Source organism: Eilatimonas milleporae, from assembly GCF_003688555.1.
In the GTDB taxonomy this organism is placed as follows: Bacteria; Pseudomonadota; Alphaproteobacteria; order Sphingomonadales; family Kordiimonadaceae; genus Eilatimonas; species Eilatimonas milleporae.
Genome location: NZ_REFR01000009.1, coordinates 892,127 through 915,796 on the forward strand (window position 1 = coordinate 892,127; position 23,670 = coordinate 915,796).

The window sequence follows — 23,670 nt, forward strand, 5'->3', positions numbered from 1 at the left end:
ATGGGCACACGGGATATCAGCAGATCGTCGTTGAAACAGGCGCATCTTTCGCGTGCGGCCGTCGACTTTACCGACTGCCTGCTGGACGCACAAAGACAGCGGTTCGAACGGGAACGCGCCGCGATGACGACTGGGCGGACACACCGCGAAAATCCACCGGCAAGACCCCGGACATTCGAAGCCCTGGCGGAAGGGGAAGCGTTTCTGGGTACGGGGTGGAGCGATCTGCAAACAGGACCACGCGGCACCCCATACCGGTGGATGAAACGCCTTGGCACCCTTATGCTGCCCGTGGTGCTGGAGCACGGCGCCCATATTGAAATCGATGGATACGGTATTCAACGCGGGCGCTTCCTGAAAGGCGCCAGTCTTTTTGTCGACGATTGCCCGGTGGACGGAAAATTCCGCCGGCTTGGCCTCAGACGCTGGCACTTCCAGGGGCAGATCCCCACCCTGCCCGATCAGGGCCTGCCATGCGCCATTCTGCGTCTTCAGGCCCCTGGGCTAAAAATGCTTCCGGGGTCCGACGACAGACATGCCAGCCTGGGTGTCAGCCGGGTTAAAGTCACAGGGCATTAAGACGGGGTACGGTTAAGACAGAGACCGGTTAAGACAGGGGTCGGTTAAGACAGGGGCGCATGAGGCATACAGGTCGCCGGTCAGGATACCGCACGGTCCGGTGCCAACTGTATCTCGCTGAAACCGCTGTAGGAGCCATGAACATTCACATGAAGACCCAAGCGGTCGATCAATTCACGGCGAAAGGCCCCGACATTGGCAATCAGGGCCCCCGCCGTGCGATATGTGCGCACAAAATCGGATACATCGACCCCTGCCCCAGTCATGGGACGGTCCAGAAACTGCGCCAGACCGGTCAGGACTTCTTTCGGCCGCTCGACCAGTTCTTCCAGATACAGCATCTTGACCTCGATCCCGCGCAGATGATGCTCCAGCGTTTTTTCGGATGAGATCAGGTCGAACAATATTTCACTGACCGTATCGAAACTGTCCGGTCGCAGCGTGGACTGGGCCCGGACGGTTTCCGGCATGCTCCAGATCGATCTGTGTATGGTCCGGCCCAGGATTCCCTGCAGTCCGGCCTGAAAAACCTTGTCCCGGCGACCGAACACCACAACGCGGGCATCCGCGCGTTTGATCAGACGGCACAGGCGCGACCAGGTAAAGGATGTATTTTCCGTCAGTCGACCGATGACATCGCTGTACAGCATCAGTGAGAATGGTGTGTTGCCCTTATGTCGTTCAAGGGCTGACAGCAGATACCGCGTGGCATTGAAACGGCCCGAATGGGCGCCCCAGGCGGCAATGGCGCGCGGCAGATATTCGAGCGGACGGCCAAGACCGGTCTGCTCCATCAGTCTGGCCAGATATTCCGCATCCGAACCCGGTGTCGTCAGGACGACAGTCGGGCGTGTTTTCAGGTATCGGGATATCCGTGAAAGATCGGGCGGACCGATCGGAGACATGCGCGGCGTACGGGATGTGCTGTTCGGTGCCAGATCGTAAATGGCGGAGGCAACCCACCTGTCGGGATGCGACGCGCGCAAATGGGTAACAAGACCGCGCTCATCCCCCCTGGTCAAAACCAGAACACGTCCGGATGTTTCACGCACGGCCGTTCCGGCCTGAACCGGGTCCGCCGTGCGGCAGTCAAGCGCGCCAAAACGATCGCGGAACACTTTCAAAAAATCGGCGTCGGCAATCACAAGGTCTTCCGGCTTCCAGCCACGGATAAAGGCGGGCCAGCCCAATTGCGGCATTTTTTGAAAAAATTCACGGAACGGGCCGGGCGGCATCAATGCGACAAGATCGCGGCGATGAGGCCTGACCGTCTCCGGTGTACCCGCTGCATCCTGTCTTTGACTCATACGATCACCTCAACCTGATCTTCACGGCTGTCATCCGCGCCCCTGACAAGGGCGGGTGGCACGGCAAAAGGCCGCGTTGCAGCCGGAAACGGGCGATACAGGGCATCCGTATCCCCGGCCCCGCGATGCCACCCGTCAAAAGCGTCATAATAAGCCGCGCGGTCTCCGGTCACTTGGCGGATCACACAGGTCCCGGTCCCATGCCAGTCAAAACCCGCACCCGGTGCCCTGGTCAACGACCCGTCCCGCAAAAGACCATCATAAACGACATGGCGCAAATGGGCGACCGCTCCCATACCGAAGATCCGCTCCAGGCGTCTGATATATTCGGTGTCGGCAGCGATGCGGACAGAGTCGAAAAATCCGGCCCGTTTCAGGACAATATCCCGTCGCACCATCAGAGAAATCGCCGCCAGGCGGTCTTTTTTTCCGTCCACGGTCACGACACGACCGTCATCGCCGATCCGGCGCCAGCGTACGGTACAGGCGACACGGTTGTTGGCCGCCAGCATGGCCCCCAGTTGCAGACGCAAGCGGTCGGGATGGGAGACATCGTCACTGTCGTGAAAGGCCACGAATTCGGACCGGGCCCGTTTCAGGCACCAGTTTTTCGACCAGTAGGTGCCATGATTGATGGGGCTGTGAAACAGGCGGATACGCGGGTCGCCGGCCGCCAGCTTGTTCAGGCGGATCATTGTGTCGTCGCGGCTGGCGTCATCGATGATCATCAGTTCCAGCCGCCGATGGGTTTGTTCCAGAACCGACCGGACCGCCGCGTCCACATAAGGGCCGGTATCGTACGCCGTCATGATCACGGTCACCGGGATATCGCCGGCCCGGCGTCCCGCGGTCAGCAGCCTTTTCCGCTCCCATGCCCGCAGTCGCCTGCCCGCCATACGTAGAACCGCATGGCGGGAATCAAGCAGATACGCCTGCGGCTGACGGACAAATTTCACCAGGCGCCGCCGGGTCCTTCCCGCACCGCCGGACCGGGCAAGACCGCTTTCCGTCTGCACACCGTCCGTCGGCATCGCCGGCCTACAGCCTGAGGACAACGCCAGCGGACAGGGCCAGCTGATAAAAGATGGAGATGATGTCTTTGGTGATCTGCAGATTTTTCGTGTCCACCCTGGGCAGGACGAAAATCTCGTCTCCCGCCGCGAGGCCCACATCGCGATCATCGAGCTGGCGCCGGGTCAGGCGTTTGAAACTACCGTTACGGTGTAGAATCAAAACATTGGATACCTTGGCATTCTGGGTGAAACCGCCTGCCTGATTGATGTAATCCTCCACCGTCTGCCCCGAGCGGAAGGCGATAGCATTCGGAAACAATACATCCCCGTGGACCATAATCAGGTTGCTGCGCCTTGGGATACGCACGATATCGCCGGACTCCAGCAGGATTTCATCCCGCCTGACGGCGCCGGCCAGCGTCACCTGCCCCTTCGGCTCGATATCCCTGGCACGGGCCACCCATTGCAAAATCAACTCTGCCTCGCGGGCCCGCAGATTGGCCTCTTCGGCCGTTGCGGAACGGGCCGTCAGAACACTGCTTTCCAAAGCCCGCAATTGTGCCTGAAGCATTTCCTTCTGGCGTTCCTGGACGCTTTTGCGCATCAACTGGATCGCTTCGGGCTGGGAGTTCACACCCAGATCGATCTGCTCCATCAGATCGCCAAGACGCGCACCGTAAGGCAGGACAAATTCCTTGGCGGAAAAATGCTCCCCCTCGACGCGTACGGAAATCGTGCCCTGATTTTTGTCCGATGTCACCTCCAGCACATCGCCCGAAAAGATCGTGATCTCCTGCGCCGCTGCAAGGGGCATATATTCCACCTCTTCCTTGAGGCGGCTGTTGCGGCTGATACGGACATGGGTGGCCTGCGGAAAGGGGCGCGCATTGGCCAAGAGATCCCTGACACGGGTCTCGGAGCCCTGAAATTCAAAGAGATAAGGGTTCTGTACCTCGCCAAAGACCCCAGCCTGGGCCTTGACCGGACGGATCACCAGTGTATCGCCGTCCGCCATCTGGAACGTCGGCAGATCGCCGGAGAGGATGAAATCATACAGATTGATACTGCGATGCAGACGGCCCTCGCGCAGGACCTCGACATTCAGGTAGGAGCCTCGGCGCGGGTTGATCCCGCCGGCCCGGTCCAGAAAAAACAGAACGGAGTCAGAGGCATGACCGGCATACAGACCGGGGCGCATGACAAAGCCGGTCACGAACACCTTGACCGGTTCCGCACCGCCAAGAGAGGCATAGACACCGACATTCTTGCGATAAACATTTTTGACCGCCTGGGTCACCACGGCATTCAGGTCTTCGTTGCGGACGCCGAGAACCTTCACCGGCCCGACATCGGGGATAAAGATGTTGCCCTGGGCATCGACAAACAGGTCGCCTTCAACACTGAAGCCCCCCCACAGGCGCAAGGCAATCTTGTCACCCACCGAAATTTCGTAAGACGGATTGAACCCAACGAATGACTGGGCCGCGAACTGACCGGAAAACAGCCAATCGCCAAAAACCTGACGCCGTTCGTCAATGGTGATGACATCGCTTTCATCGTCGGGCCCGGACTGCGGAGCAGGTGGAGGGGTGCGGCGCGCGGGCGGCGGACTTTGCTGTTGCTGTCCCGCGATCTGAAACGGCATCTGGGCGGATACAGGCGCGGGCATACCGGCCAGAAGGCCGGCGAGCGTGCAAAACACGGCGCCGAGAGCGGCCAAACGATCAAACATCCCGGTGCTCCCGGATCGTGGCAATCAACATAACAGCAATACCGTAGACAAGACTTAAGACCACAAAAACAGTCGCGGTATTATAAAGTCCGCGGGGATAGAGCGCCTCATCCGGCAGGGCAGGAGACTGCACCACGACCAAATGCTTCAGCTTGCGATAGGCATCGACCCGGGCCTTTTCGATCGAAATCAGTGCCGTCTGATAGATATCGCTGGCGAATTCCAGCTCCATCTTCAATTCCTGAAAATCGGCGGCCACATCGTTCAGGCTTTGCGCTTCCTCACTGGTCAGCTTGGCCCGCTCGACACCAAGCTGGGCCTGGGTCGCGGCAATACGGTCCCTGAGGGTAACGATCTGCGGCGCATCCTCGTTCAGGTAACTGGCCAGACTTTTTTCATCGGCGCTGAGGCGGACCAGTTCCGCTTCCAGTTCATTGATCGCCATTTGCCGGGCCGCCGTGGTGACGCCGGGATCAAGAAGCTGGTTTTCATTCTGAAAGGCCAGAAGACGCCGGCGCACATCGGCCAGATTGCCCCTGGCCCGGTCCAGTTCGCCCTCGATGAAGCCGATTTCCTCGGCCGCGATGGACTGTCCGACACGGTTGATGAACGCTTCGGCCTCCTTGTTGATTTCCTGGGAAAGGGCAAGGGAATAGTCGGGTGTGAAACCCTGAACGCGAATCGTTAGAATCCCTGAGTCGGGATTCAGGATCAACTCCACACGATCCCGGTAATAGGACAGAAAGCCCTCTCGGGTGGGCGCGCTGTCCATGCGGGAGAAAATATCCCAGTCCCTGCCGGAAAAATGGTCGTTCAGCCCCAGCACGGTATCCAGATGGACAAGCATATCCTTGGAATGGATATATTCCCGAAGCAGAAGCGCATCCTGCATTTGCGGATTGGCGGACGGCAGCATGGGAAGATTGGGCATGACCTGTGCCGTCGGCATCATGGACCGCACATAGACCTGGCTTTCCGTGACATACCGGTTGCTGGCAAGAAAAAAGTAATAGGCGGCCACAAGAGCAACAGCCACCAGCACCCAGCGGTAAGTGCTGAATGTCATGACGCTGGAGCGCACGTCGCGCATGGGCACGCCAAGCGCGCCCATGGCATCGGCACGGGTCTTTTTCAGCACCCGCCTCTGATGCAGCCATTCAAACGGCACCGGTGAGCGGGACACCGCAGTACGTACAAAGTCCATCATATTCATGAAGGTTCCGATAGCCTCCCGCACCTTCCATGTCCACCTGCCAAGGCGCCGGTTCCAATGCTTTCAGGCTACAGCCGTTCCAAACGGTAAATTGCCCTTTCGATATCCTCGTAAAATTCCGCACGTCCATAAGCAAGTAAAATTGCGGCATTACAATGATCACGAATGGTATTCTTCTGGTGCGACACAAGAATAATATTCGACCGTTCGCGCCGTTCGTTCAGTGCCTCGGTGCATTTTTTGCGGAAGCTGTCATCACCCACCGCCATCACTTCATCCAGAAGATAGGTGTCAAAATCAATCGCCATGGACAAGGCGAAATTATAACGGGACCGCATACCCGATGAATAGCTGCTGACCGGCAGATCGAATTTTTCTCCCAATTCGGAAAAATCAAGAACATACCGCTCCACCGCCGACAGGTCGGTGATCCCGTGAATACGTCCGACAAAGCGGACATTTTCCCGGCCCGTCATGAGCCCCTGCAAACCGCTGGTCAAAGCCAGCGGCCAGGAAATGAACCGGTCCGTCGCGACCTCGCCTTCCGTGGGGAAATCAATCCCGGCGATAATTCTGAGCAGGGTGGATTTTCCGGCACCGTTCTTTCCCAGGATCGCCACATCGCGGTCATCGGGAATTTCCACATTCAGACCACGAAATACATATTGGGCGCCAAAGCGCGTCGGATAGTATTTCCCCAGATTTCTGAGAGCGATCATGATGCGGCATACCCTCCGGATAAGCTCAACTGGCAAGCATGCGTCGCCATTGCAAGCGATAGCTCGCCAGGGCCAGCGTCATCGCGCCGACAGTCCACCAGGCAAAATAGGACAGACTGGCAACCGGGCTCTGATAAAGCGGAAACCATGCCTCGCGGATCAATTCCAGAGGATGCACAAGAGGATTATAGGCCATCCATGTCCTCGCGGGCTCCGGCACGGCCGTCATCGGAAAAAAAACCGCCGACAGAAACAAAAGCGGCAGATTGATCAGATTGATAAGCTTTTCAATCTCACGCGAGAAACTGGACACCACACAAAACAGGATGCCGGCCGATGCGGCAAAAACCCAAAGTATCGCGGCATACCCCAGCATGCTGAGCGGGTCCCGTGGCAGGGGATTGACGCCGAGCCAGGCCAGGCCGATCATCAGAACAATACCGACGATAACCGCCACGCCGCCCTCCACCAGGGTACGGGCGAGAAAAATGTCAAACAGGCGGGCCTGACGGAAATTCAAAACGGACAGGGCGGCACCGCGCGACGTCATATTCTGCTTCATGGTCGAGCCCCACAGCATCTTGAAGGGCAGAAAGGCGGCGAGGATAAAAACAGGCGGTTCAACAAAACCGAATTCGCCGCGGCCTCGCAGTCCGAACAGGGTGATGAAGAGAACCATCATCATCAATGGTTCCAGGATCAGCCAGACATTGCCCAGCACATAGCCGCTGAATCGCGATTTCAGCTCGCGGAGGAAAATGGCGAACAGAACGTCGCGCTGAATATCCAGGGATGACCGTGCCAGCTTGACACGGCGTAGGTTCCGCCCCCGGGCACCGCCGTATGGAACACTGGACATATCGTTGTCGGTGGCAGCCATGATCCTGTCTAACAGTCCGCCCGCCCGTCCGGGCAGACCGTGAATTTCAAGGCTCCTCGCGGCGGTACAGGCCGGCAAATGCCCCCTCGTCGTCGACGACAACGAGGAATTTCAGATTCTGCTGTCTCAGCAGTGCTTCGGCCTCATCGACGATAGCATCTTTTTGGATGGTCGCAAATTCCTTGCTCATGCACTGATGGGCGGCCACCTCGCGGATGCGCCGCGTCACCCTGAGCGCCACGGCAAGCTGCCCCTTGGTCACAATCCCGATGGGCATATTGTCATCATCGATCACAACGGCCACACCGGCAGGCCCCCCCGCCATTTCAGCCGCCAGTTCAAGAAGCACGGCGGACGAGTGCACAACGGGCACGCTGTTGGTCAGCATGGCATCCTTCACCTTGACCAGAAGCCGGCGCCCGAGGGAACCGCCCGGATGGTACCGGGCGAAATCCTTTGCGTGAAAATCCCTGAGCGTCATCAGGGCAATCGCAAAGGCATCGCCGATGGCCGCTGTAACGACGATGGACGTCGTCGGCACAAGATTGTTCGGGCAGACCTCTTCACTGACGGGGATTTCAAGGACGACATCCGATGCCCGGCCAAGTGTCGATTTTTTCGCTCCCGTTATGGCAATGATACGGTTGCCAAACGCCTTGAGGGACGGCAGGAGCTGGACGATTTCCTGCGTTTCGCCGGAATAGGAAATCAACAGCAGTGTATCGCCGGGCGTCACCATGCCAAGGTCGCCGTGACTGGCCTCGGCCGGATGCAGAAAGAAAGAGGGCGTACCCGTGGATGCCAGCGTCGCCGAAATCTTGCGGCCCACATGGCCGGATTTCCCCATGCCGATAACGATCAGGTGGCCTGTCGTTTTCAGAGCAAGACGGATGGCGTCTATATAGCTGTCCTCATCATAAATCTGGGCCAGCCGTTCCAGCGCCTGCCCCTGTTTCAGAAACGCAGTGCCGATATTTCCAACAGCAAGCTTCAGGTCGCCTTTCAACGACCCCGGTAGTTCCACTACGCGATTTTCCGCAGAACTCTTCATTAGGACCCCTAAGCCTTATTTTGATTATAGCCGGACGGACCGGTGTCAACGCATTGACCAACAACGAAAATCTGAACCAGAAACTCTCTAACTTTATCAGCCCGGAAAAAGCTGCGGCACGCTATCACACGGCTGTTTGCGAGACAACATTCATACCGGACTTTAACAAAGGGCAGTGTGCAGGCCCAAACCTGAACACAACCATAACGGCCGGGCGGTTATGAAAGGAAATCTAAAGACCGCACCAAAACGGTCACCTTCACATCCGATTGTCATCCATGTCGCCACCGGTATGCTATGTCATTAAACCATATGGCTTTATGTACGCCCACCTTTGCCAACCACCCTTAGATCAGAGCACGCAAAGCGTCAACCATTCGCGCATGAAGAGTGCCGCGCTTCTACCTCTGATTTCCCGCTCAGAACATCGTGGCGGAGGCGTCATCGGACGGGCACAATGCGTTTGAAGGGGCATACCCGATCTGATAAGCCAAACGCGGACAAGATAATGCATATGAGCCACGTTGATTCAAAGTGGTCCGGGACAACATAGCCCTGATACACTGCCGGTTCCACAATCCGGCGCGCACGGCATCCTCATCCGCCATTGGAGGTCAACACGGAAATGTGGCAACCATAAGGACCTTTCATGACGCAACACAGGACCTTGCCGCAGCCCCAGAGACATGGCCCACATGGCCCTGACGGCAAGCATACAGTCCTTATCCTGCAAGGATTGGGAACGCCTTTTCTGAAGCGTCTGGCCGACAAGCTCGTCAAACAGGGACACCATGTCATTCGCGTGAATTTCTGCGGCGGGGACTGGGTCTTCGGCGACCCTTTCGGTCCTCTCGAACATATTGACTTCCGAGGTCGCGCGAATGCCCTGGCCGGTTTCTATCAGGATCTGATCGCGACAAGGGCAATCACGGACATTATTCTTTTCGGCGACTGCCGTCCCATCCATGTTCCGGCCCGGCAGGCCGCAAGGGACGCAGGCATCGACGTTTACGTGCTGGAGGAAGGCTATATCCGGCCGGGCTGGATAACGCTGGAACATTTCGGCACGAATGCAAATTCAGCCCTGCCGCGCACAGCGGACCGGATCCAAGCACTGGCCGCGCAGGCGCCGCCACGGCCGGACCCGCCGCATCTGCCACCGCCCATGCGCCCTCGTGTCATCATGGACCTGACCTATAAACTGTTCAACATACTCGGTTTCCCTTTCTTTCCTCATTACCGCACACACCGCCCCTATCTGGCGGCAACCGAAATGACCGGCTGGCTGAAGCGCCTCAGCCGCGAGCCTTTTTTTGCCGGCAGACGCAAACGGCTGCTGCACAGCTATGAAGCGGCTTCCGACTATTATCTGGTGCCTTTGCAACTGAATGCAGACATACAGATCAGGCGTCACAGCCGATATGGCGGCGTGCCCGACTTTATAGAGGATGTCATGGGGTCCTTTTGCAAGCACGGCAGGCCGGATACCCGGCTGCTGTTCAAAAACCACCCCCTTGACAACGGTGTGATCAATTATCGGCGGCTTATCCGGGAAAAGGCGCGGGCGCTTGATCTTGACGGGCGGGTCGATTTCGTTGACGGTGGCGACCTGAACAGGCTTCTGGACGGAGCACTCGGCGTCGTGCTGGTCAACAGCACCAGCGGCCTGACGGCCATGTCGCAAGGTGTGCCGGTGAAGGCGCTCGGCCAGGCCATTTACGACCTGCCCGGTCTTGCCGACCAGAACCCCCTTTCGAAATTCTGGCAGGCTCCGACACCACCGGACAAGGGGGTTTTCGAAACCTTCCGGCATGTGGTGGAAACATATACACAAATTCAGGGATGCCTGTTTACCGCGAAAGGCATAGACATCGGGACCGACAAGGCATTAGAGGTTGTCACCGGCCACCGTCCGCGCGTTCGCCGATCGGTCGGAAACGCAGCCGTGTTGCAGTCAGAAGAAGAGAAAGCCGAGTCCACGTGATGCCGAGCCCATGGGAGTTCTGGATGCCGCTGATCCTGGCGGCAACTGGGCCGTTTCTGGCAGAGTCTTTCGTCAAAAGCGGTACGGACGATCCGACACCGCGCTCCGACCTGTTTTACGTACTCAGCCCGTTGCTGGGCATGCTGGTGTTCGCCACCTTTCTGAGCATCACCGGCTATATCAGCATGGCCGCATTGCTGATCGTTGTCACCTATGGGGGTCTGACGGTCATTTCCAACCTGAAGGTCAAGGTCCTGCGCGATCCGTTCATCGCCCACGACTTTGAAAATGCGCGGCACCTGTTCCTGCATCCGGAATTTTACATCAACCATATCGGTCTCGGGCGCGTCATTGGTATTTTCGCCCTGATCGGAATTGTGGCCGGCTTCTGTATCGCCCTGGACACGCCCATAGCGGCACGGCAGACGCTGTTGCCGCCAATCATCGCCTACGGCCTGGGGCTGGCCGGCTGGCTGCTGGTTCTCGCTATACTGTCCAGAGCCGGAAAAGCGCTGATCCATGAAGGCAAGGCCAGGGTACTTGGCATTGACAGGCACCCCCGACGCGATGTCGCACGGTTCGGATTGTTTCCGGCAATGCTGCTGTACGGGTTGTTACTCATGGACCGCCGGGGGAAAACGCCCACACCGTGGAACCGCGCCTCTGGACCAGCGCCATGTGAACCGACGTCCGACATCGTGGTGATTCAAAGCGAATCCTATTTCGACATCGCCCGGTTTTACCGCCAACTGGAAAAGAATGCCGCGTTCCGCTGGAAAACGCTTGATGCCCTTACAGAAAACGGGACCCAGGCCGGACGTCTGGATGTTCCGGCCTGGGGTGCCTATACCATGCAGACGGAAATGAGTTTCCTGACGGGCATCGATATCGCCGCGCTGGGTATCGACTGGATAAACCCCTATCTCAAATATGCGCACCAACCAGTGTGGTCCATCGCCCATGCGCTTAAAGAGGCCGGCTACCGCACCATCTGCATTCATCCCGCGCATAAAGGGTTCTTCCGCCGCGACAGTGTCATGCCCCATCTGGGTTTTGACGCATTTCTGGGTATCGAGGCTTTTCCCGGCGCCGAACGGTTCGGTCCCTATGTCAGCGACCGCGCGCTCGGCGATAAAATCGATACGCTTTTGTCCGAGGGGGCCGGTTGCGGACAACCCAGTTTCATCTTCGCCATTTCAATCGAAAGCCATGGCCCTTGGGAAGCGGGGCGCTTTCACGGCCTGATGAACGAAGACGATCTGGTTGCCGGGGACCCCACAGGCAATCTGGCCTTCGCCCTGTACCGCCAGCATCTGGAAAATGCCCTGGCGCTGTTCGGGCGTCTGCAACATGTTCCGAACGGACTGCCCGACCGCGTTATAGCCATGTACGGCGACCATCAGCCCGCCCTGGGCGATGTTTTTTCCGCCGCCGGATTTGACGATAGCGATGTCGATTATCTGCTGTGGCACAGCGCGCGGCAGCTTGCGCCTGCCGGTGATCTCGCCGTCAGGGACCTGGGACGGTTGGTGTTAAAGGCCGCCGGCTTCGATATCGAAGGCATCCCTCACATCAAAACGGCCTGATACCTGAAAAAGATCGTTTCGGTATCGATACAATCTTTTTCAGGGCTCCCCGGCCATCTTCCGATGACCGGCGGAGAAACGGGGACCGACATCCTTCCTTCAGGACCGCGACAGGTACCCTTGCCGTTCCAGATATGCCAGAACGTCGGCGGCACAGTCTTCCGCGCTGCGCCCCTGTGTTTTCAGGTGCAGTTCGGACTGCTTGGGAATTTCATAAGGCGAGTCAAAACCGGTGAAATTCTTGATCAGGCCGGCCCGGGCCTTTTTATAGAGACCCTTGGTATCGCGGCGTTCGCATTCCTCAAGCGGGGTGTCGACAAAAACCTCGATGAATTCGCCGTCCTCCATCATCTCACGCACCATGCGGCGTTCCGCGCGGAAGGGCGAAATGAAAGAGGTCAGAACGATCAGTCCGGCATCGGCCATAAGCTTGGAAACCTCGCCGACACGGCGGATATTTTCCACCCGGTCCGCGTCGGTAAAGCCGAGATCCTTGTTCAGACCGTGACGCACATTGTCACCGTCAAGCGCATATGTATGCCGCCCCTGCGCAATCAGGGCCTTTTCCACAAGGTTGGCAATCGTCGACTTGCCCGAACCGGACAGGCCGGTAAACCACAGAACAGCAGGCGTCTGGTGCTTCAACTCGGCGCGGGCGGTTTTATCCACATCCATGGCCTGCCAGTGAATGTTCGACGCCCGCCGCAGGGCGAAGTCGATCATCCCGGCCCCGACAGTGGTATTGGTCAGGCGGTCAATGACGATAAAACCACCCAGGTCGCGGTTGTCGCCATAAGGCTCAAAAGCGATCTGGTTTTCCAGGCTGATATTGCAGATACCGATCTCGTTCAAATCGAGCGTCTTGGCCGGCAGTCGCTCCAGCGTATTGACGTTGACCTTATATTTCAGGTCCGTAACAATAATCGGAATGGTCTTGTTCGCCGTCTTGATCAGATAGGGCCGGCCCGGCAGCATGGGATCCTCGGCCATCCAGATAACCTTGGCCTCGAACTGGTCGGCAACCTCGCAGGGCGTTTCCACCGTCACGATCACATCGCCGCGGCTGATATCGATTTCATCATCCAGTGTCAGGGTGACCGCTTCGCCCGCAACCGCGCTGTCAAGACTGCCGTCATAGGTGACGATATCCTTGACCCGGCTTGTCTTGCCGCTGGGCAGGACCTTAATGGGGGCACCGGGTTTGACGGTGCCCTGGGCTATGGTGCCCGAAAATCCGCGAAAATCCAGATTTGGCCGATTGACCCACTGAACCGGCAGGCGAAACGGCGCCGCTTGCCGGCCGTCGGTCACATCCACCGTTTCCAGATGGTGCATCAGCGTCGGACCGTCATACCAAGGGGTCCTGTCGCTGCCGGAGATTATGTTATCGCCCTCGAGTGCGGAAATCGGCACGCACAGGATGTCGGAGAATCCGAGATCCTTTGAAAAAGCGCGATAGTCGGCCGCGATCGTATCGAACACTTCCTCACGGTAATCGACCAGATCCATCTTGTTGACGGCAACGACGATGTGACGGATGCCGAGAAGCGAGGCGATGAAACTGTGCCGTTTCGTCTGCGCCAGAACGCCCTTGCGCGCATCGACAAGCAGAATGGCCACATCGGCGCTCGATGCGCCCGTCGCCATGTTGCGGGTGTATTGTTCATGTCCCGGCGTATCGGCGACGATGAATTTCCGTTTGTCCGTGGAAAAGAAGCGGTAGGCGACATCGATGGTGATGCCCTGCTCACGTTCCGCCGCAAGACCGTCCACAAGCAGGGCAAAATCGATCTTTTCGCCCTGTGTGCCCATTTTTCGGCTGTCGCTTTCCAGCGCCGCCAGATGATCCTCGAAGATCAGCTTGCTGTCATACAGCAGACGGCCGATCAATGTGGACTTGCCGTCGTCAACGCTGCCGCAGGTGAGAAAGCGCAGCAGGGACTTGTTTTCATGCAGGTCGAGATAGGCCTCGATATCGTCTGCGATCAGGTCGGACTGATGGGTCATCAGAAATAGCCCTCCTGCTTTTTCTTTTCCATACTGGCGGAGGCATCGTGGTCGATCACACGGCCCTGGCGTTCGGATGTCTTGGCCAGCAACATTTCCTGAATGATCTGCGGCAGGGTCGTCGCCTGGCTTTCAACGGCGCCGGTCAGCGGATAACAGCCAAGGGTTCGGAAGCGCACCATTTTCATCTGCGGTTCCTCGCCCGATTCAAGAGGCATGCGGTCGTCCACAACCATGATCAGGGTGCCGTCCCGCTCGACGACCGGCCTGGGCGCCGCGAAATACAGCGGCACCAACTCGATCTTTTCCAGATGGATGTATTGCCAGACATCCAGCTCGGTCCAGTTGGACAGCGGAAACACGCGTATGCTCTCGCCCTTGTTTTTGCGGGCATTATAGACCGACCACAATTCCGGGCGCTGGTTCTTCGGATCCCAGCGGTGATTGGAATCCCGGAAGGAAAACACCCTTTCCTTGGCCCGGCTCTTCTCCTCATCCCGGCGCGCGCCGCCGAAGGCGGCGTCAAACCCGTATTTGTCCAACGCCTGCTTCAGGGCAATGGTCTTCATCACATGGGTATGCGTCTGACTGCCCGCGGAAAACGGATTGATCCCATCCCGCACACCATCCTGATTGGTGTGGACATACAATTTGACACCCAGCTTTTCCGGAAGGCTGTCGCGGAAAGCATACATCTCCGGAAACTTCCACAATGTGTCGATATGCATCAGCGGAAAGGGCAGCTTGGAAGGATAAAAGGCCTTCAAGGCCAGATGCAGCATGACGGCCGAGTCCTTGCCGATGGAATACAGCATGACGGGATTTTCAGCCTCGGCCGCCACCTCGCGGATGATCTGGATGCTTTCGGCTTCCAGCCGCTTCAAGTGGGTCAAATTCTTCATCGGGCTCGTTGCTCCAACAATACTCATCATTATCTTAAAAGACACCGCCGACGCTGAGTGCGATCAGCGCCTTCATGTGCCCAGTGCCCCTGTCATGTCGGATTGTGGTTATCGCAAGGCCGCATGCATAAAGAAGCGAAACTTTCTAATCAAGCGCATAAGCTGATCCATCGCCCCGTGGCGCGCTTTCAGGGGGTGCGCCGCTGCCGACGCCATGGCCGCGACCAGCACTTCCGGACTTGTCGGCAGCCCGCTGCGCCAGTCCACATTGCGGGCATAGACAGCGAGAAGGGCATACACAAGCGCGGCCAGCGGCAAGGTCCGGCCACGGCGATCGCAGACCGCGCGATCCTCCGTCAGGCCCCAGCCCGCATAAAAGGGCAGACCGTAAACGGTGACCGGCATGTCGCGCAAAAGCGCCTCAAACCCGGTCAGACTGGTCATGGTATGAACGGCATCGGCCGCGTCGAGGCAGTCAATAATGTCCGCATCGACAATCACGGTGTCAGCACAGGCCGCCAGAACGTCCTCCGGCACGGCACCGCGCCGATTGCCGCTGACCACGTCAGGATGCGGTTTGAAAACGATAAAGGCATCGGGCGCGGACGCACGCACCGCCTGAAGCAAGTCGGCATTGGACGCGACACCCACCGCGCCAAAACGGATGGAGGCATCGCTGTCCACCTGACCCGGCACCAGTATGACCGTGCGCCCGCCGGAACGCCCGCGCCAGTCCAGACGGGCGCGGCTTCCCACATTATATTTGCTGATGCGGCTTTCACGGATCATGCCGATCAGTTTTTCCCCACGGGCCAGATCGCGGTCGGAAAACACGTGTGTCTTCAGGAACGTCTCAAGGTCGCTTGGATACCGCCCGTCATAATAAATACCGCTGCGGTCCAGAATCAGGGATGCCGGGCGTGCCAGATCGCTGCCCAACCCGACGGACCGGATAAAACCGTCCTCCATCCGCCAGACCGGGACAGTGGGGTCCAGACCGGCCAGGCTGTCATCATGTTTGCGTCCCCAAACCAGGACGGCATCATCCGGGCCGACCGCATGGCGGGACAGCTTTTCCGGCGTGACAAACCGAACCCGGGCGATGCCGCGCCCGGTAAAATGCGCGACAAAACCACGCTTCCACAGGGAAAATCCGACGGCATGAAGGGTCACGGCCTCCGGCCGGGGCAACTGGCGCTCCGCCACCAGAAGGTCCAAAGCATCTTCAAGCTCGCAGGGCCGTCCATCGTAAGGATTGACATAGCGGGCATATTCCATCAGGGCGGCGGCGGCCAGTTCCACAAGCGTGCGCCGGGCCGTACGCCGGGGACACGTCTGGCGGTCGTCGGTCACACCCCAGCCGGCATAAAACGGCATGCCGAAACAGGTCACGGGCTTGCCGGCGACAAGCGCGTCGAAGCCCATCTGGGATGTCACGACATAAACCCGGTCCACATGGTTCAGCAGGCTGAGCGGAGTGCAGTTCTCGGTGACGGGCAGCGCCCGTTCGGGCAGATCCGCGATGCGGTAATGCCCGTGCTTCTTGCCGGCCAGAACATCCGGATGCGTTTTTATCAACACAAGGGCGTCCGGGTTTTCGTCCAGCGCCGCCGCCAGCATGGCATCGAAACTCCGCGCCGAGGCCAGTCCCAGCGGTATGGACAAATCCCCCGCCGTCTGGTCGACCACCAGTACGACGGGCCCCTTATGATCGCTGATCCGCTTGGTCAGCACCGAAGACAGGGCCGATGCACCGTGATTGTATTTTGACAGTCCCCACTGCCGGATCCGCTCCAGTGCCGCCCGGGCGCGAGACAAACGGGCATCCGTGATCCAGTCCCCGTCATTCAGAAGACGCTCAAGATCGCTGGGCGCCGTGGCGTCATAATAAATGCCCGTTTTGTCAACGATCAGCGACAGGCGCCGGGGATCGTCGGCCGGATGGCTTAAATATCCGAGAAACCCGTCTTCCAGACACCAATAGGCAAGTCCGTTTCCGGCAGCGAAATCGCGGGCCTTGCGGGTATTGTCCTTTGCCCCCCAACCAACGATAACATCGCCCGGCGCCGTATCCGCCACGCCTTTCTTGACCGCCACACCCAAAAGCGGCGGGATCAGGGGATCGCCCGCGATCCCCGCGGACAGAGTGCGGGCAATCATACCGGCCCGCCCAGAACATGCCGGCGCATCGCCGCAAGATCGTCCGGCGTGTCGACACCGTGCGGCGGTGCGTGGGCAATTCTTTCGACCAAGATCGGCATCCCATGCCACAACGCCTTCAACTGCTCCAGATGCTCAATGGTTTCCATCGGCGCAGGCGGCAATCCGGAAAGCCGCCGCAGCGTCCCCACACGGTAGGCATAAAGACCGATATGCCTCAGGTACGGAAAATGCCGAAGATCGGGACGGCCATGTGTGCGATCATGGGGGATGGGCGCACGGGAAAAATAACAGGCACGGCCCCGGGCATCGCAGACGACCTTGACCAGATTGGGATCGGAAATATCCGCGTTGTTTTCAAAAGGACAGGCAAGCGTGGCGATCTCCGCATCGGTCGTCGATGCGAGCGCCCCGGCCACACGCCCGATCAGATCCACCGGGATCAATGGTTCGTCGCCCTGCAGATTGACAACGATCTCGGTATCGTCCCAGCCCAGCCTGTCCGCCACTTCGGCACTTCTTTCGGTACCGGATGCATGGTTGCCGCATGTCATCAGTACCTGTGCCCCGTGTGCGCCGGCCACGTCGGCAACACGGTCATCGTCAACGGCGATGACAACACTGGATGGACCACCCGCAGCCTGAACCGCGCGGCGCCACACATGAATGACCATCGGCGTTCCGGCAATATCGGCGAGCGGTTTTCCAGGCAGCCGGCTGGATCCATAACGCGCCGGGATGACCACTTTCACAGATGCCGCACCTTCAGCCATGGACCCGGTGCCCTCGCCGGCCGGGCGCCGTCATTGGGAAACCCGCCGCGCGTCAGAGGCAAAATCAGCGAGTGTCAGACCATTTCGCGCCGCTATATGTTCAGCGGCCTCGCGCACGGCGCCGCGCCCGCCGGGCAGGTCGGTGACAAAATCAGCCATCGCTTTCACATCGGACACCGCATCGGACGGGGCCATGGCATAGGCGACAGCGCGCATGACATCCAGGTCAACAAGATCGTCCCCCATGAAGGCGCAATCCTCAAATCCGAGGTCAAGACAGGCACAGACATCTTCAAGAGCGGCATTTTTCGCTGTGGTCCCCAGCCGGTGGTGACGGATGCCAAGATCATCAAGCCGGCGCAGCAATGCCGGACTGCTGCGCCCGGAGATCACCGCCACATGCACACCGGCCTTCATCAGAAGGCTGAGGCCCAGCCCATCCTTGGCATTAAAGGCTTTCAGCACTTCTCCGTCCGCGCCGTAATGCAGCGTGCCGTCCGTCAACACACCGTCCACATCAAGGGCGAAAAGGCGGATCATGGCGTCATATTCTCCGATACCGGCGGGGCAAGGCCCCTCAAACAATTTCAAGGGGCGCGAAACCTTTCACCATGCGGTCGACGGCCTGCATCTGAACAAGATAAGGCTCCAGCGCGGCAAGCGGCAGGGCCGAGGGGCCGTCGCATTTGGCCGCTTCGGGATCGGGATGGGCTTCGATGAACAGACCGGCGATCCCAACCGCCATGCCGGCGCGTGCCAATACCACCGCCTGGCTGCGCCGACCGTCCGCACTGTCGGTACGGCCGCCGGGACGTTGCAGGGCATGCGTCGCATCAAAGACGACCGGGCCCATATTTTTCATCAAATCCATACCCAGCATATCGACGATAAGGTTATTATACCCAAAGCAACTGCCCCGTTCGCACAACATCACCCGGTCATTGCCGCTGTCCCTGCATTTGGTGATGATATGGCGCATTTCCTCCGGCGCGAGGAACTGGGGCTTTTTGACATTGATCGGCTTGCCGGTACCGGCCAGAGCGGTCACAAGGTCGGTCTGACGGGCGAGAAAGGCCGGCAATTGCAGTATGTCGGCCACGTCGGCCACAGGCGCGGCCTGATGGGGCTCGTGCACATCGGTGATGACCGGCACATCGAAACGGGTCTTGATATCGGCGAGCCATTCAAGCCCTTTGCTCAACCCCGGCCCCCGGAAAGACCCGATGGAAGACCGGTTGGCCTTGTCAAAGGACGCCTTGAAGACAAAGGGGATGCCCAGACGGGATGTGACCTCGACAAAGTGTGCGCAGACATCGGATGCAAGACCCGCATCCTCCAGCACATTCATGCCGCCGAACAGGACAAAGGGACTGGTGTTGGAAAGGCGGATGCGATCGGTGACGGCAACGCTGGCTACCATGGAAGGTCCTATTTCAACGCCATGACGAGGCACAGACTGTTTTTCTGTTACCCGCATACTTCAAAGTGGAAAGGGCGTCAAAGCACAAGCACCACTGTCCCATAACACCTGCTTAACCGCGCCCTGCGATAAAATCGGCGGCCCTGGGGGTTCAGTCGGCCCCATAAAGGCGCCAGTCCAGTGTCCGGGCCGCCGCCATGCCCAGCGTCAGCCGCCGACGGCGCACATGGGCCAGAGCGAGAACATGACGCCGTCCGTCTATTGGATTGTCAAGAAGGCGGGGCGGCCGGTCCGGCGCGATCCGTGTCCGGGACAAAACCGGCAGCAAGCTTGCCCCCATCAGTTTGACCAGGGCCTCTTTCAGGCACCACAGATCAAAGAACATCTGCCGGGCCGCACCCTCATCCCGCGCCGCGATGGCTGCCCATTCGCCCGGATGCAGACGCCGCGCGGCCATGCGGCGCCAGTCGACGGCACGGGCGGGGTCTTCAAGATCAATACCGATGGGGCAGACGGACGACACGGCGACGGCGGCAAAAGGCCGGCCGTCCAGCTGCGTATGACTGACCGAAAAATAGGGGCCGTATGCATGCCCCTCCAGAACGGGTGCCTGACCGGGCTGTTGCGTCAACGGCACGGCCTCGGGCGACAGACCGGTCATCCGGGCAAGCCGGCGACGCAAAAGGCCGCGTGCTGTCACGAACGCCGGACGGCCCGCCGGGTGCATGCCTTCAGCCCGTATGCGTTCCGCCGGGGACAGAACGGACAGATGGCACGGCGCTTCCTTTGCCGGTGCGATCCAAAGACATGCCGTACCGAATGTTTGGGACATATACCCGCGCCTTACCTTCGCACCGGAGACCGTATCCGCCGTCTTGGTCACCCCCCGGCACGTGCCAGTCAATATTTTCGCCAAGTGACCTCTTTCAAAGACCGGACCGGCAACCGCGTCAATGCGCTTTTGAAACCGACCGCCGGGCCGGACATGTGAACAGGTGATTTTAATCGGTGTTTCCGTACAATATCCACATGCACACACAATACTGGCTGAAAACAGTCCTCAAGGGGCGCGGGTACCGACTGAAGGATGTGGCGGAACTGCTTGGCATCACGCCGTCACGCGTGACCGACATTCTGAAAGGCACGCGCGACATACAGCTGGATGAGATCCTTCCGCTTGCCGAAATGCTTGACATGACCGCGCACAGCCTTCTGCTAAGTCTCAGATCCGGCAGGCTGGAAAAGGTATCCGTCAAGGACGCGCCCGACAGTCAGCTGCCCCTGCTCGGGCAGCTCACCGGGCATGGGCGGCTGTTGCCGCTGCCGGCGGACTTACCCTTTACAACGGTGCCCGTGCCACCGGACATCCGTCTGCACCAAGGCCTTTATGGTTATATGATGGGCGACGACTCGCTGCACCGGGAAATCCCGAGAGGCAGCGTGATCATTGCCGCCGACCCTTACCTGCATGCCTTCCCGGTCGTGTCCGGCACGATCGTGATCATCCGGCACAAGGACAGCCTTTTCATCCGTCAGTTCTGGCAACGGGAAGGCGGCGCGGAATGGCTGTTGGCGTTACCACGTTATCCCGACCCGGCTTTGCCGCCCCTGCGCTTCTCGGAACAGGGAGGGCCGGCGGCCGATGGAGAAACGGACGCCAAAACGCCTTTGGACAGGGACGAGTCGGGTAAAAAGGGCGGGCAGCATAAAACAGGCGGGCACGGTGCGAACGAGGATCACGCTGTCCAGCCCGAAGATATTATCATCGGTCCCGTCATCGCCGGGGTTGTCTGGATTTTCCGCCGTCATATGGGCCCGGCCTGATATGGGTGCGACCGTAAGGCAGGCCACGCACACGTCGTCGGCACCGGTTTAGTCGTTAAAGGCGGCAGAGGGCAGATATTCCGACGGGTTCAGACCAACCGCCTTGAGGCGCGCGGCAAGACGGGCGGTCCTCGCGGCAATAGGCAAAATTTCCGAAATCCTGTCGACAAGCCGGCGGTTGCCGGGGCGGTCATGGCAGACAAGGGCAAGCGGCTGTTCACCCAGCCTGGACCGTTTGCCGTAAGGCGGCATGCTGTGTCCCAGTTCATGAAAGACAAAACTGATATCCGGCAGCGTACCGGAAATATAGTCCACGCGCCTGTGGATCAGCAGGCGGGCCTTGTCCATCTCATCCGGCACCGGCAGAAGGGTCGCATCGATCCCCTTCAGCAACCGGGGCAACATGGCACCGCTCGGAAACGCGACGCTTCGCCCCTCCAGGTCGGACAGGCGGGCCAGAACCGGCGCATCGGCCTGCGAGAAAATATAGCCGCGCACATGGATCAGGGGACCGGTCTCTATAAGGCCGCCGACATCCCTGGTGCCGGGCGCGCTCAGGATCGCCCGTGCGCTTGGAAAAATACAGCTTCCGGGATTGCCGGCAAAGGCTTTCCTGGCTCTACGGCTGGGCAGCGGTATGTATGTCACGGTGGTATCCGCCGCAGTCAGAAGGGCGCGCATATAGTCGTTGTAAAAACCGCTGCCGTCGATCGAAAGGGTCAGTCCCCATGCCGTGCCGTAAATTGGCCCCGTCGGCTCCAGGGCATGCGATTTCCCGGCTTTCACGGCGCTGAACACCGCGCAAAAAACGATCAGCTTGTAAAATGCCCGATGGCGCCGACACACGCGCCTGTCTCCCCCGCAAATGGTCCCCGATACACCTTGCCCGTATCCGTCACGGTCGGCGTTGCCGCCAAAAAGATCAGGCAGAGCCCAAACCCGCCAAAGCCCGTGCGGCTGACCGCCACCGGCAATACCGCCGGTCAACAAACGAAACGGCCCCGACGGACGCCTTTTGAATAGCACAGGACCTTTTCACAAACGTAAATCACGGAACCGGTTTTCCGACTTTGCAACGGGGATCCTTTGCGTGCCGCTCCTCCTTCAACCAGACCGGCAGCAGATACAGCGATATTTTGACATTGCCCGCGCGACGGGGTCTACTAGTCACCGTCAGACAGGGGGGAACCATGCCCGGACCGGACACCGAATCCACGCACACCCCAGGCGCGCCGGGCCAGGAACGGAACTGGGGTGCCGTGACCCTTATCTACATTCTGTACGGCATCGGCTTTGCCACCGCGGTCACGGCGCTTGTGGGCATGATCCTGGCTTACCTGAAACTGGAGGATGCGGATGCCGTGACCGCCAGTCATTTTCGCTATCAGCTGCGCACATTCTGGTACGGACTGATCATGGTCGCCATCGGCTCGTCCCTTGCCGTCATCCTCATCGGCATTCCCATTCTCATATGGTGGATGTTCTGGACCGTCATGCGCATTGTCAAAGGCTATCTGCGCGCAAACGAACAGCGGCCCATCGACAATCCGGAGACCTGGCTTTTCTAGACCTGTGACCGGCGACAGACGGCAGGGCCACATCATGCGTCAACGCACATGCCGATCACACTGGGGCAGCTCACACTGGGGCAGATAAAACCGGGGCCGGTAAACCTGTTCGATAACACCGGGAGCCGAAACACAGGTCAGTTGCGGTATCCGTCGGCCGCCAGACAGCCCGCGCACGCGACAGCAGCCGTCACCGCCGCCCCCCATATCATGTCCACGATCACCACATCGGACGGCCAGCCCGGCAAGGTCGCCAGATTGGTCAGATCATATGTGCCGTAGGCAATGACACCCAGGACACCGCCGCGCAAAAAAGCCGACCGCCACCCACCGGCATATCCGCTGTCCGCCCGCGCGGCCGGCAGGCTGACCAGATACACAATTCCCAGCACATATATGGCATAAAACAGGCCCGCAACCGGCCAGTTGACAGGGCCTGTCATGAAGGATTGCAGCCGGTCCGCGTAAAAATCGCGCGCAATCCAGCCGAGCCACAGGCCGTCCAGAAGCAGAAAAGCGGCCATGGCCGCACCATAAGCCTTCAACCCGGTCAGCATGATGTTTCTCCAACAGATCATGAGGGCACGATGCGCCCGGCATACGCCCGTTTCACCGGCACATGGTCGGAACATAAAGTCAAGCCATGGCTGACGGACGCACACGACCCCACCCGGCATATCCGGGCCGCAACCGGAAAAGACGGTATTATTCAGGAAAAAAGAACCGGGGGTTAAATGGTGGGCGCGGGCAGGATTGAACTGCCGACCCCTGCGATGTCAACACAGTGCTCTACCACTGAGCTACGCGCCCACGGACCCATCGGGCCACTGTCCCGACTGCCGGTCATATCTGACAAAAACCGCAACAGACGGAATGCCGACGAACAATCAATCGCGGCAGGGCGCGTGTCTACACCGACTGACCGGATGAGGCAAGATGATTTTCGCCGCAA

Annotated in this window: 21 protein-coding genes and 1 tRNA gene; 5 read left to right on the forward strand and 17 right to left on the reverse strand. The window is 59.2% G+C overall.

What is annotated here, in order from left to right; all coding sequences use genetic code 11:
- Positions 1–579: a hypothetical protein gene (locus tag BXY39_RS04645; RefSeq protein WP_121937628.1), complete on the forward strand. Its 579-nt coding sequence runs from the start codon at positions 1–3 to the stop codon at positions 577–579.
- An 80-nt stretch (positions 580–659) separates the two neighbouring features.
- On the opposite strand, the gene BXY39_RS04650 is transcribed toward BXY39_RS04645, so the two are convergent.
- From BXY39_RS04650 to BXY39_RS04680, 7 genes are all read right to left on the reverse strand, one after another.
- Positions 660–1,886: a hypothetical protein gene (locus tag BXY39_RS04650; RefSeq protein WP_121937629.1), complete on the reverse strand. Its 1,227-nt coding sequence runs from the start codon at positions 1,884–1,886 to the stop codon at positions 660–662.
- The gene (locus BXY39_RS04655; protein WP_121937630.1) at positions 1,883–2,917 is read right to left on the reverse strand and encodes a glycosyltransferase family 2 protein; all 1,035 of its coding nucleotides are present in this window, start codon (positions 2,915–2,917) and stop codon (positions 1,883–1,885) included. The genes BXY39_RS04650 and BXY39_RS04655 overlap by 4 nt, the downstream gene beginning before the upstream one ends.
- 7 nt (positions 2,918–2,924) lie before the next feature.
- Positions 2,925–4,631, reverse strand: coding sequence for a polysaccharide biosynthesis/export family protein (locus BXY39_RS04660; protein WP_245998961.1), 1,707 nt, complete (start codon positions 4,629–4,631; stop codon positions 2,925–2,927).
- Positions 4,624–5,838, reverse strand: coding sequence for a KpsE/RkpR family capsule polysaccharide export protein (locus BXY39_RS04665; RefSeq protein WP_147453474.1), 1,215 nt, complete (start codon positions 5,836–5,838; stop codon positions 4,624–4,626). The genes BXY39_RS04660 and BXY39_RS04665 overlap by 8 nt, the downstream gene beginning before the upstream one ends.
- 74 nt (positions 5,839–5,912) lie before the next feature.
- Positions 5,913–6,563, reverse strand: a complete 651-nt coding sequence (locus BXY39_RS04670) for an ABC transporter ATP-binding protein (RefSeq protein ID WP_121937632.1) — start codon at positions 6,561–6,563, stop codon at positions 5,913–5,915.
- Between the two features lie 25 nt (positions 6,564–6,588).
- Complete coding sequence (locus BXY39_RS04675) at positions 6,589–7,443, reverse strand: ABC transporter permease (RefSeq protein WP_147453475.1); 855 nt, start codon at positions 7,441–7,443, stop codon at positions 6,589–6,591.
- 46 nt (positions 7,444–7,489) lie between these two features.
- Positions 7,490–8,494: a KpsF/GutQ family sugar-phosphate isomerase gene (locus BXY39_RS04680; RefSeq protein ID WP_121937634.1), complete on the reverse strand. Its 1,005-nt coding sequence runs from the start codon at positions 8,492–8,494 to the stop codon at positions 7,490–7,492.
- A gap of 649 nt (positions 8,495–9,143) precedes the next feature.
- Here BXY39_RS04680 and BXY39_RS04685 point away from each other — a divergent pair.
- The gene (locus BXY39_RS04685) at positions 9,144–10,478 is read left to right on the forward strand and encodes a capsule biosynthesis protein (protein WP_121937744.1); all 1,335 of its coding nucleotides are present in this window, start codon (positions 9,144–9,146) and stop codon (positions 10,476–10,478) included.
- 23 nt (positions 10,479–10,501) lie between these two features.
- Complete coding sequence (locus BXY39_RS04690; protein ID WP_170163626.1) at positions 10,502–12,064, forward strand: LTA synthase family protein; 1,563 nt, start codon at positions 10,502–10,504, stop codon at positions 12,062–12,064.
- Between the two features lie 99 nt (positions 12,065–12,163).
- Here the strand turns inward: BXY39_RS04690 and cysN are convergent, their stop codons facing one another.
- From cysN to BXY39_RS04725, 7 genes are all read right to left on the reverse strand, one after another.
- Complete coding sequence (cysN, locus tag BXY39_RS04695) at positions 12,164–14,071, reverse strand: sulfate adenylyltransferase subunit CysN (protein WP_121937636.1); 1,908 nt, start codon at positions 14,069–14,071, stop codon at positions 12,164–12,166.
- A complete protein-coding gene (gene cysD, locus BXY39_RS04700; RefSeq protein WP_425458905.1) occupies positions 14,071–15,000 on the reverse strand; it encodes a sulfate adenylyltransferase subunit CysD in 930 nt (309 codons plus the stop codon). Before cysD ends, cysN begins: the two co-directional genes overlap by 1 nt.
- Positions 15,001–15,081: 81 nt before the next feature.
- Positions 15,082–17,133: a capsular polysaccharide biosynthesis protein gene (locus BXY39_RS04705; RefSeq protein WP_121937638.1), complete on the reverse strand. Its 2,052-nt coding sequence runs from the start codon at positions 17,131–17,133 to the stop codon at positions 15,082–15,084.
- A complete protein-coding gene (gene kdsB, locus BXY39_RS04710) occupies positions 17,130–17,906 on the reverse strand; it encodes a 3-deoxy-manno-octulosonate cytidylyltransferase (RefSeq protein WP_121937639.1) in 777 nt (258 codons plus the stop codon). Before kdsB ends, BXY39_RS04705 begins: the two co-directional genes overlap by 4 nt.
- Positions 17,907–17,936: 30 nt before the next feature.
- Positions 17,937–18,446: a KdsC family phosphatase gene (locus BXY39_RS04715; RefSeq protein ID WP_121937640.1), complete on the reverse strand. Its 510-nt coding sequence runs from the start codon at positions 18,444–18,446 to the stop codon at positions 17,937–17,939.
- 37 nt (positions 18,447–18,483) lie between these two features.
- Complete coding sequence (kdsA, locus tag BXY39_RS04720) at positions 18,484–19,326, reverse strand: 3-deoxy-8-phosphooctulonate synthase (RefSeq protein ID WP_121937641.1); 843 nt, start codon at positions 19,324–19,326, stop codon at positions 18,484–18,486.
- 151 nt (positions 19,327–19,477) lie between these two features.
- Entirely contained in the window at positions 19,478–20,158 is a 681-nt protein-coding gene (locus BXY39_RS04725; protein WP_121937642.1) for a 4'-phosphopantetheinyl transferase family protein, read from the reverse strand.
- A 176-nt stretch (positions 20,159–20,334) separates the two neighbouring features.
- Between BXY39_RS04725 and BXY39_RS04730 the strand changes: the two genes are divergently transcribed.
- Complete coding sequence (locus BXY39_RS04730) at positions 20,335–21,150, forward strand: helix-turn-helix domain-containing protein (RefSeq protein WP_121937643.1); 816 nt, start codon at positions 20,335–20,337, stop codon at positions 21,148–21,150.
- Positions 21,151–21,198: 48 nt separating this feature from the next.
- Here the strand turns inward: BXY39_RS04730 and BXY39_RS04735 are convergent, their stop codons facing one another.
- Entirely contained in the window at positions 21,199–21,996 is a 798-nt protein-coding gene (locus tag BXY39_RS04735; protein WP_147453476.1) for a type 2 periplasmic-binding domain-containing protein, read from the reverse strand.
- A gap of 344 nt (positions 21,997–22,340) precedes the next feature.
- Between BXY39_RS04735 and BXY39_RS04740 the strand changes: the two genes are divergently transcribed.
- Entirely contained in the window at positions 22,341–22,718 is a 378-nt protein-coding gene (locus BXY39_RS04740; RefSeq protein WP_121937645.1) for a DUF4870 family protein, read from the forward strand.
- 137 nt (positions 22,719–22,855) lie between these two features.
- Here BXY39_RS04740 and BXY39_RS04745 read toward each other — a convergent pair whose 3' ends face one another.
- Positions 22,856–23,275 (reverse strand): DUF2177 family protein, encoded by a 420-nt coding sequence (locus BXY39_RS04745; RefSeq protein ID WP_121937646.1) that lies wholly within the window; start codon positions 23,273–23,275, stop codon positions 22,856–22,858.
- A gap of 178 nt (positions 23,276–23,453) precedes the next feature.
- Positions 23,454–23,528: transfer RNA gene (locus tag BXY39_RS04750), tRNA-Val, on the reverse strand.
- Positions 23,529–23,670: the final 142 nt, after the last annotated feature.

What these genes read in the sequence shown, in the direction of transcription:
- BXY39_RS04645 (WP_121937628.1), top strand. Translation starts at nt 1, where the DNA reads ATGGGCACACGGGATATCAGCAGATCGTCGTTGAAACAGGCGCATCTT.
- BXY39_RS04650 (WP_121937629.1), bottom strand. Translation starts at nt 1,886, where the DNA reads ATGAGTCAAAGACAGGATGCAGCGGGTACACCGGAGACGGTCAGGCCT.
- BXY39_RS04655 (WP_121937630.1), bottom strand. Translation starts at nt 2,917, where the DNA reads ATGCCGACGGACGGTGTGCAGACGGAAAGCGGTCTTGCCCGGTCCGGC.
- BXY39_RS04660 (WP_245998961.1), bottom strand. Translation starts at nt 4,631, where the DNA reads ATGTTTGATCGTTTGGCCGCTCTCGGCGCCGTGTTTTGCACGCTCGCC.
- BXY39_RS04665 (WP_147453474.1), bottom strand. Translation starts at nt 5,838, where the DNA reads ATGATGGACTTTGTACGTACTGCGGTGTCCCGCTCACCGGTGCCGTTT.
- BXY39_RS04670 (WP_121937632.1), bottom strand. Translation starts at nt 6,563, where the DNA reads ATGATCGCTCTCAGAAATCTGGGGAAATACTATCCGACGCGCTTTGGC.
- BXY39_RS04675 (WP_147453475.1), bottom strand. Translation starts at nt 7,443, where the DNA reads ATGGCTGCCACCGACAACGATATGTCCAGTGTTCCATACGGCGGTGCC.
- BXY39_RS04680 (WP_121937634.1), bottom strand. Translation starts at nt 8,494, where the DNA reads ATGAAGAGTTCTGCGGAAAATCGCGTAGTGGAACTACCGGGGTCGTTG.
- BXY39_RS04685 (WP_121937744.1), top strand. Translation starts at nt 9,144, where the DNA reads ATGACGCAACACAGGACCTTGCCGCAGCCCCAGAGACATGGCCCACAT.
- BXY39_RS04690 (WP_170163626.1), top strand. Translation starts at nt 10,502, where the DNA reads ATGCCGCTGATCCTGGCGGCAACTGGGCCGTTTCTGGCAGAGTCTTTC.
- cysN (WP_121937636.1), bottom strand. Translation starts at nt 14,071, where the DNA reads ATGACCCATCAGTCCGACCTGATCGCAGACGATATCGAGGCCTATCTC.
- cysD (WP_425458905.1), bottom strand. Translation starts at nt 15,000, where the DNA reads ATGAGTATTGTTGGAGCAACGAGCCCGATGAAGAATTTGACCCACTTG.
- BXY39_RS04705 (WP_121937638.1), bottom strand. Translation starts at nt 17,133, where the DNA reads ATGATTGCCCGCACTCTGTCCGCGGGGATCGCGGGCGATCCCCTGATC.
- kdsB (WP_121937639.1), bottom strand. Translation starts at nt 17,906, where the DNA reads ATGGCTGAAGGTGCGGCATCTGTGAAAGTGGTCATCCCGGCGCGTTAT.
- BXY39_RS04715 (WP_121937640.1), bottom strand. Translation starts at nt 18,446, where the DNA reads ATGATCCGCCTTTTCGCCCTTGATGTGGACGGTGTGTTGACGGACGGC.
- kdsA (WP_121937641.1), bottom strand. Translation starts at nt 19,326, where the DNA reads ATGGTAGCCAGCGTTGCCGTCACCGATCGCATCCGCCTTTCCAACACC.
- BXY39_RS04725 (WP_121937642.1), bottom strand. Translation starts at nt 20,158, where the DNA reads ATGTCCCAAACATTCGGTACGGCATGTCTTTGGATCGCACCGGCAAAG.
- BXY39_RS04740 (WP_121937645.1), top strand. Translation starts at nt 22,341, where the DNA reads ATGCCCGGACCGGACACCGAATCCACGCACACCCCAGGCGCGCCGGGC.
- BXY39_RS04745 (WP_121937646.1), bottom strand. Translation starts at nt 23,275, where the DNA reads ATGCTGACCGGGTTGAAGGCTTATGGTGCGGCCATGGCCGCTTTTCTG.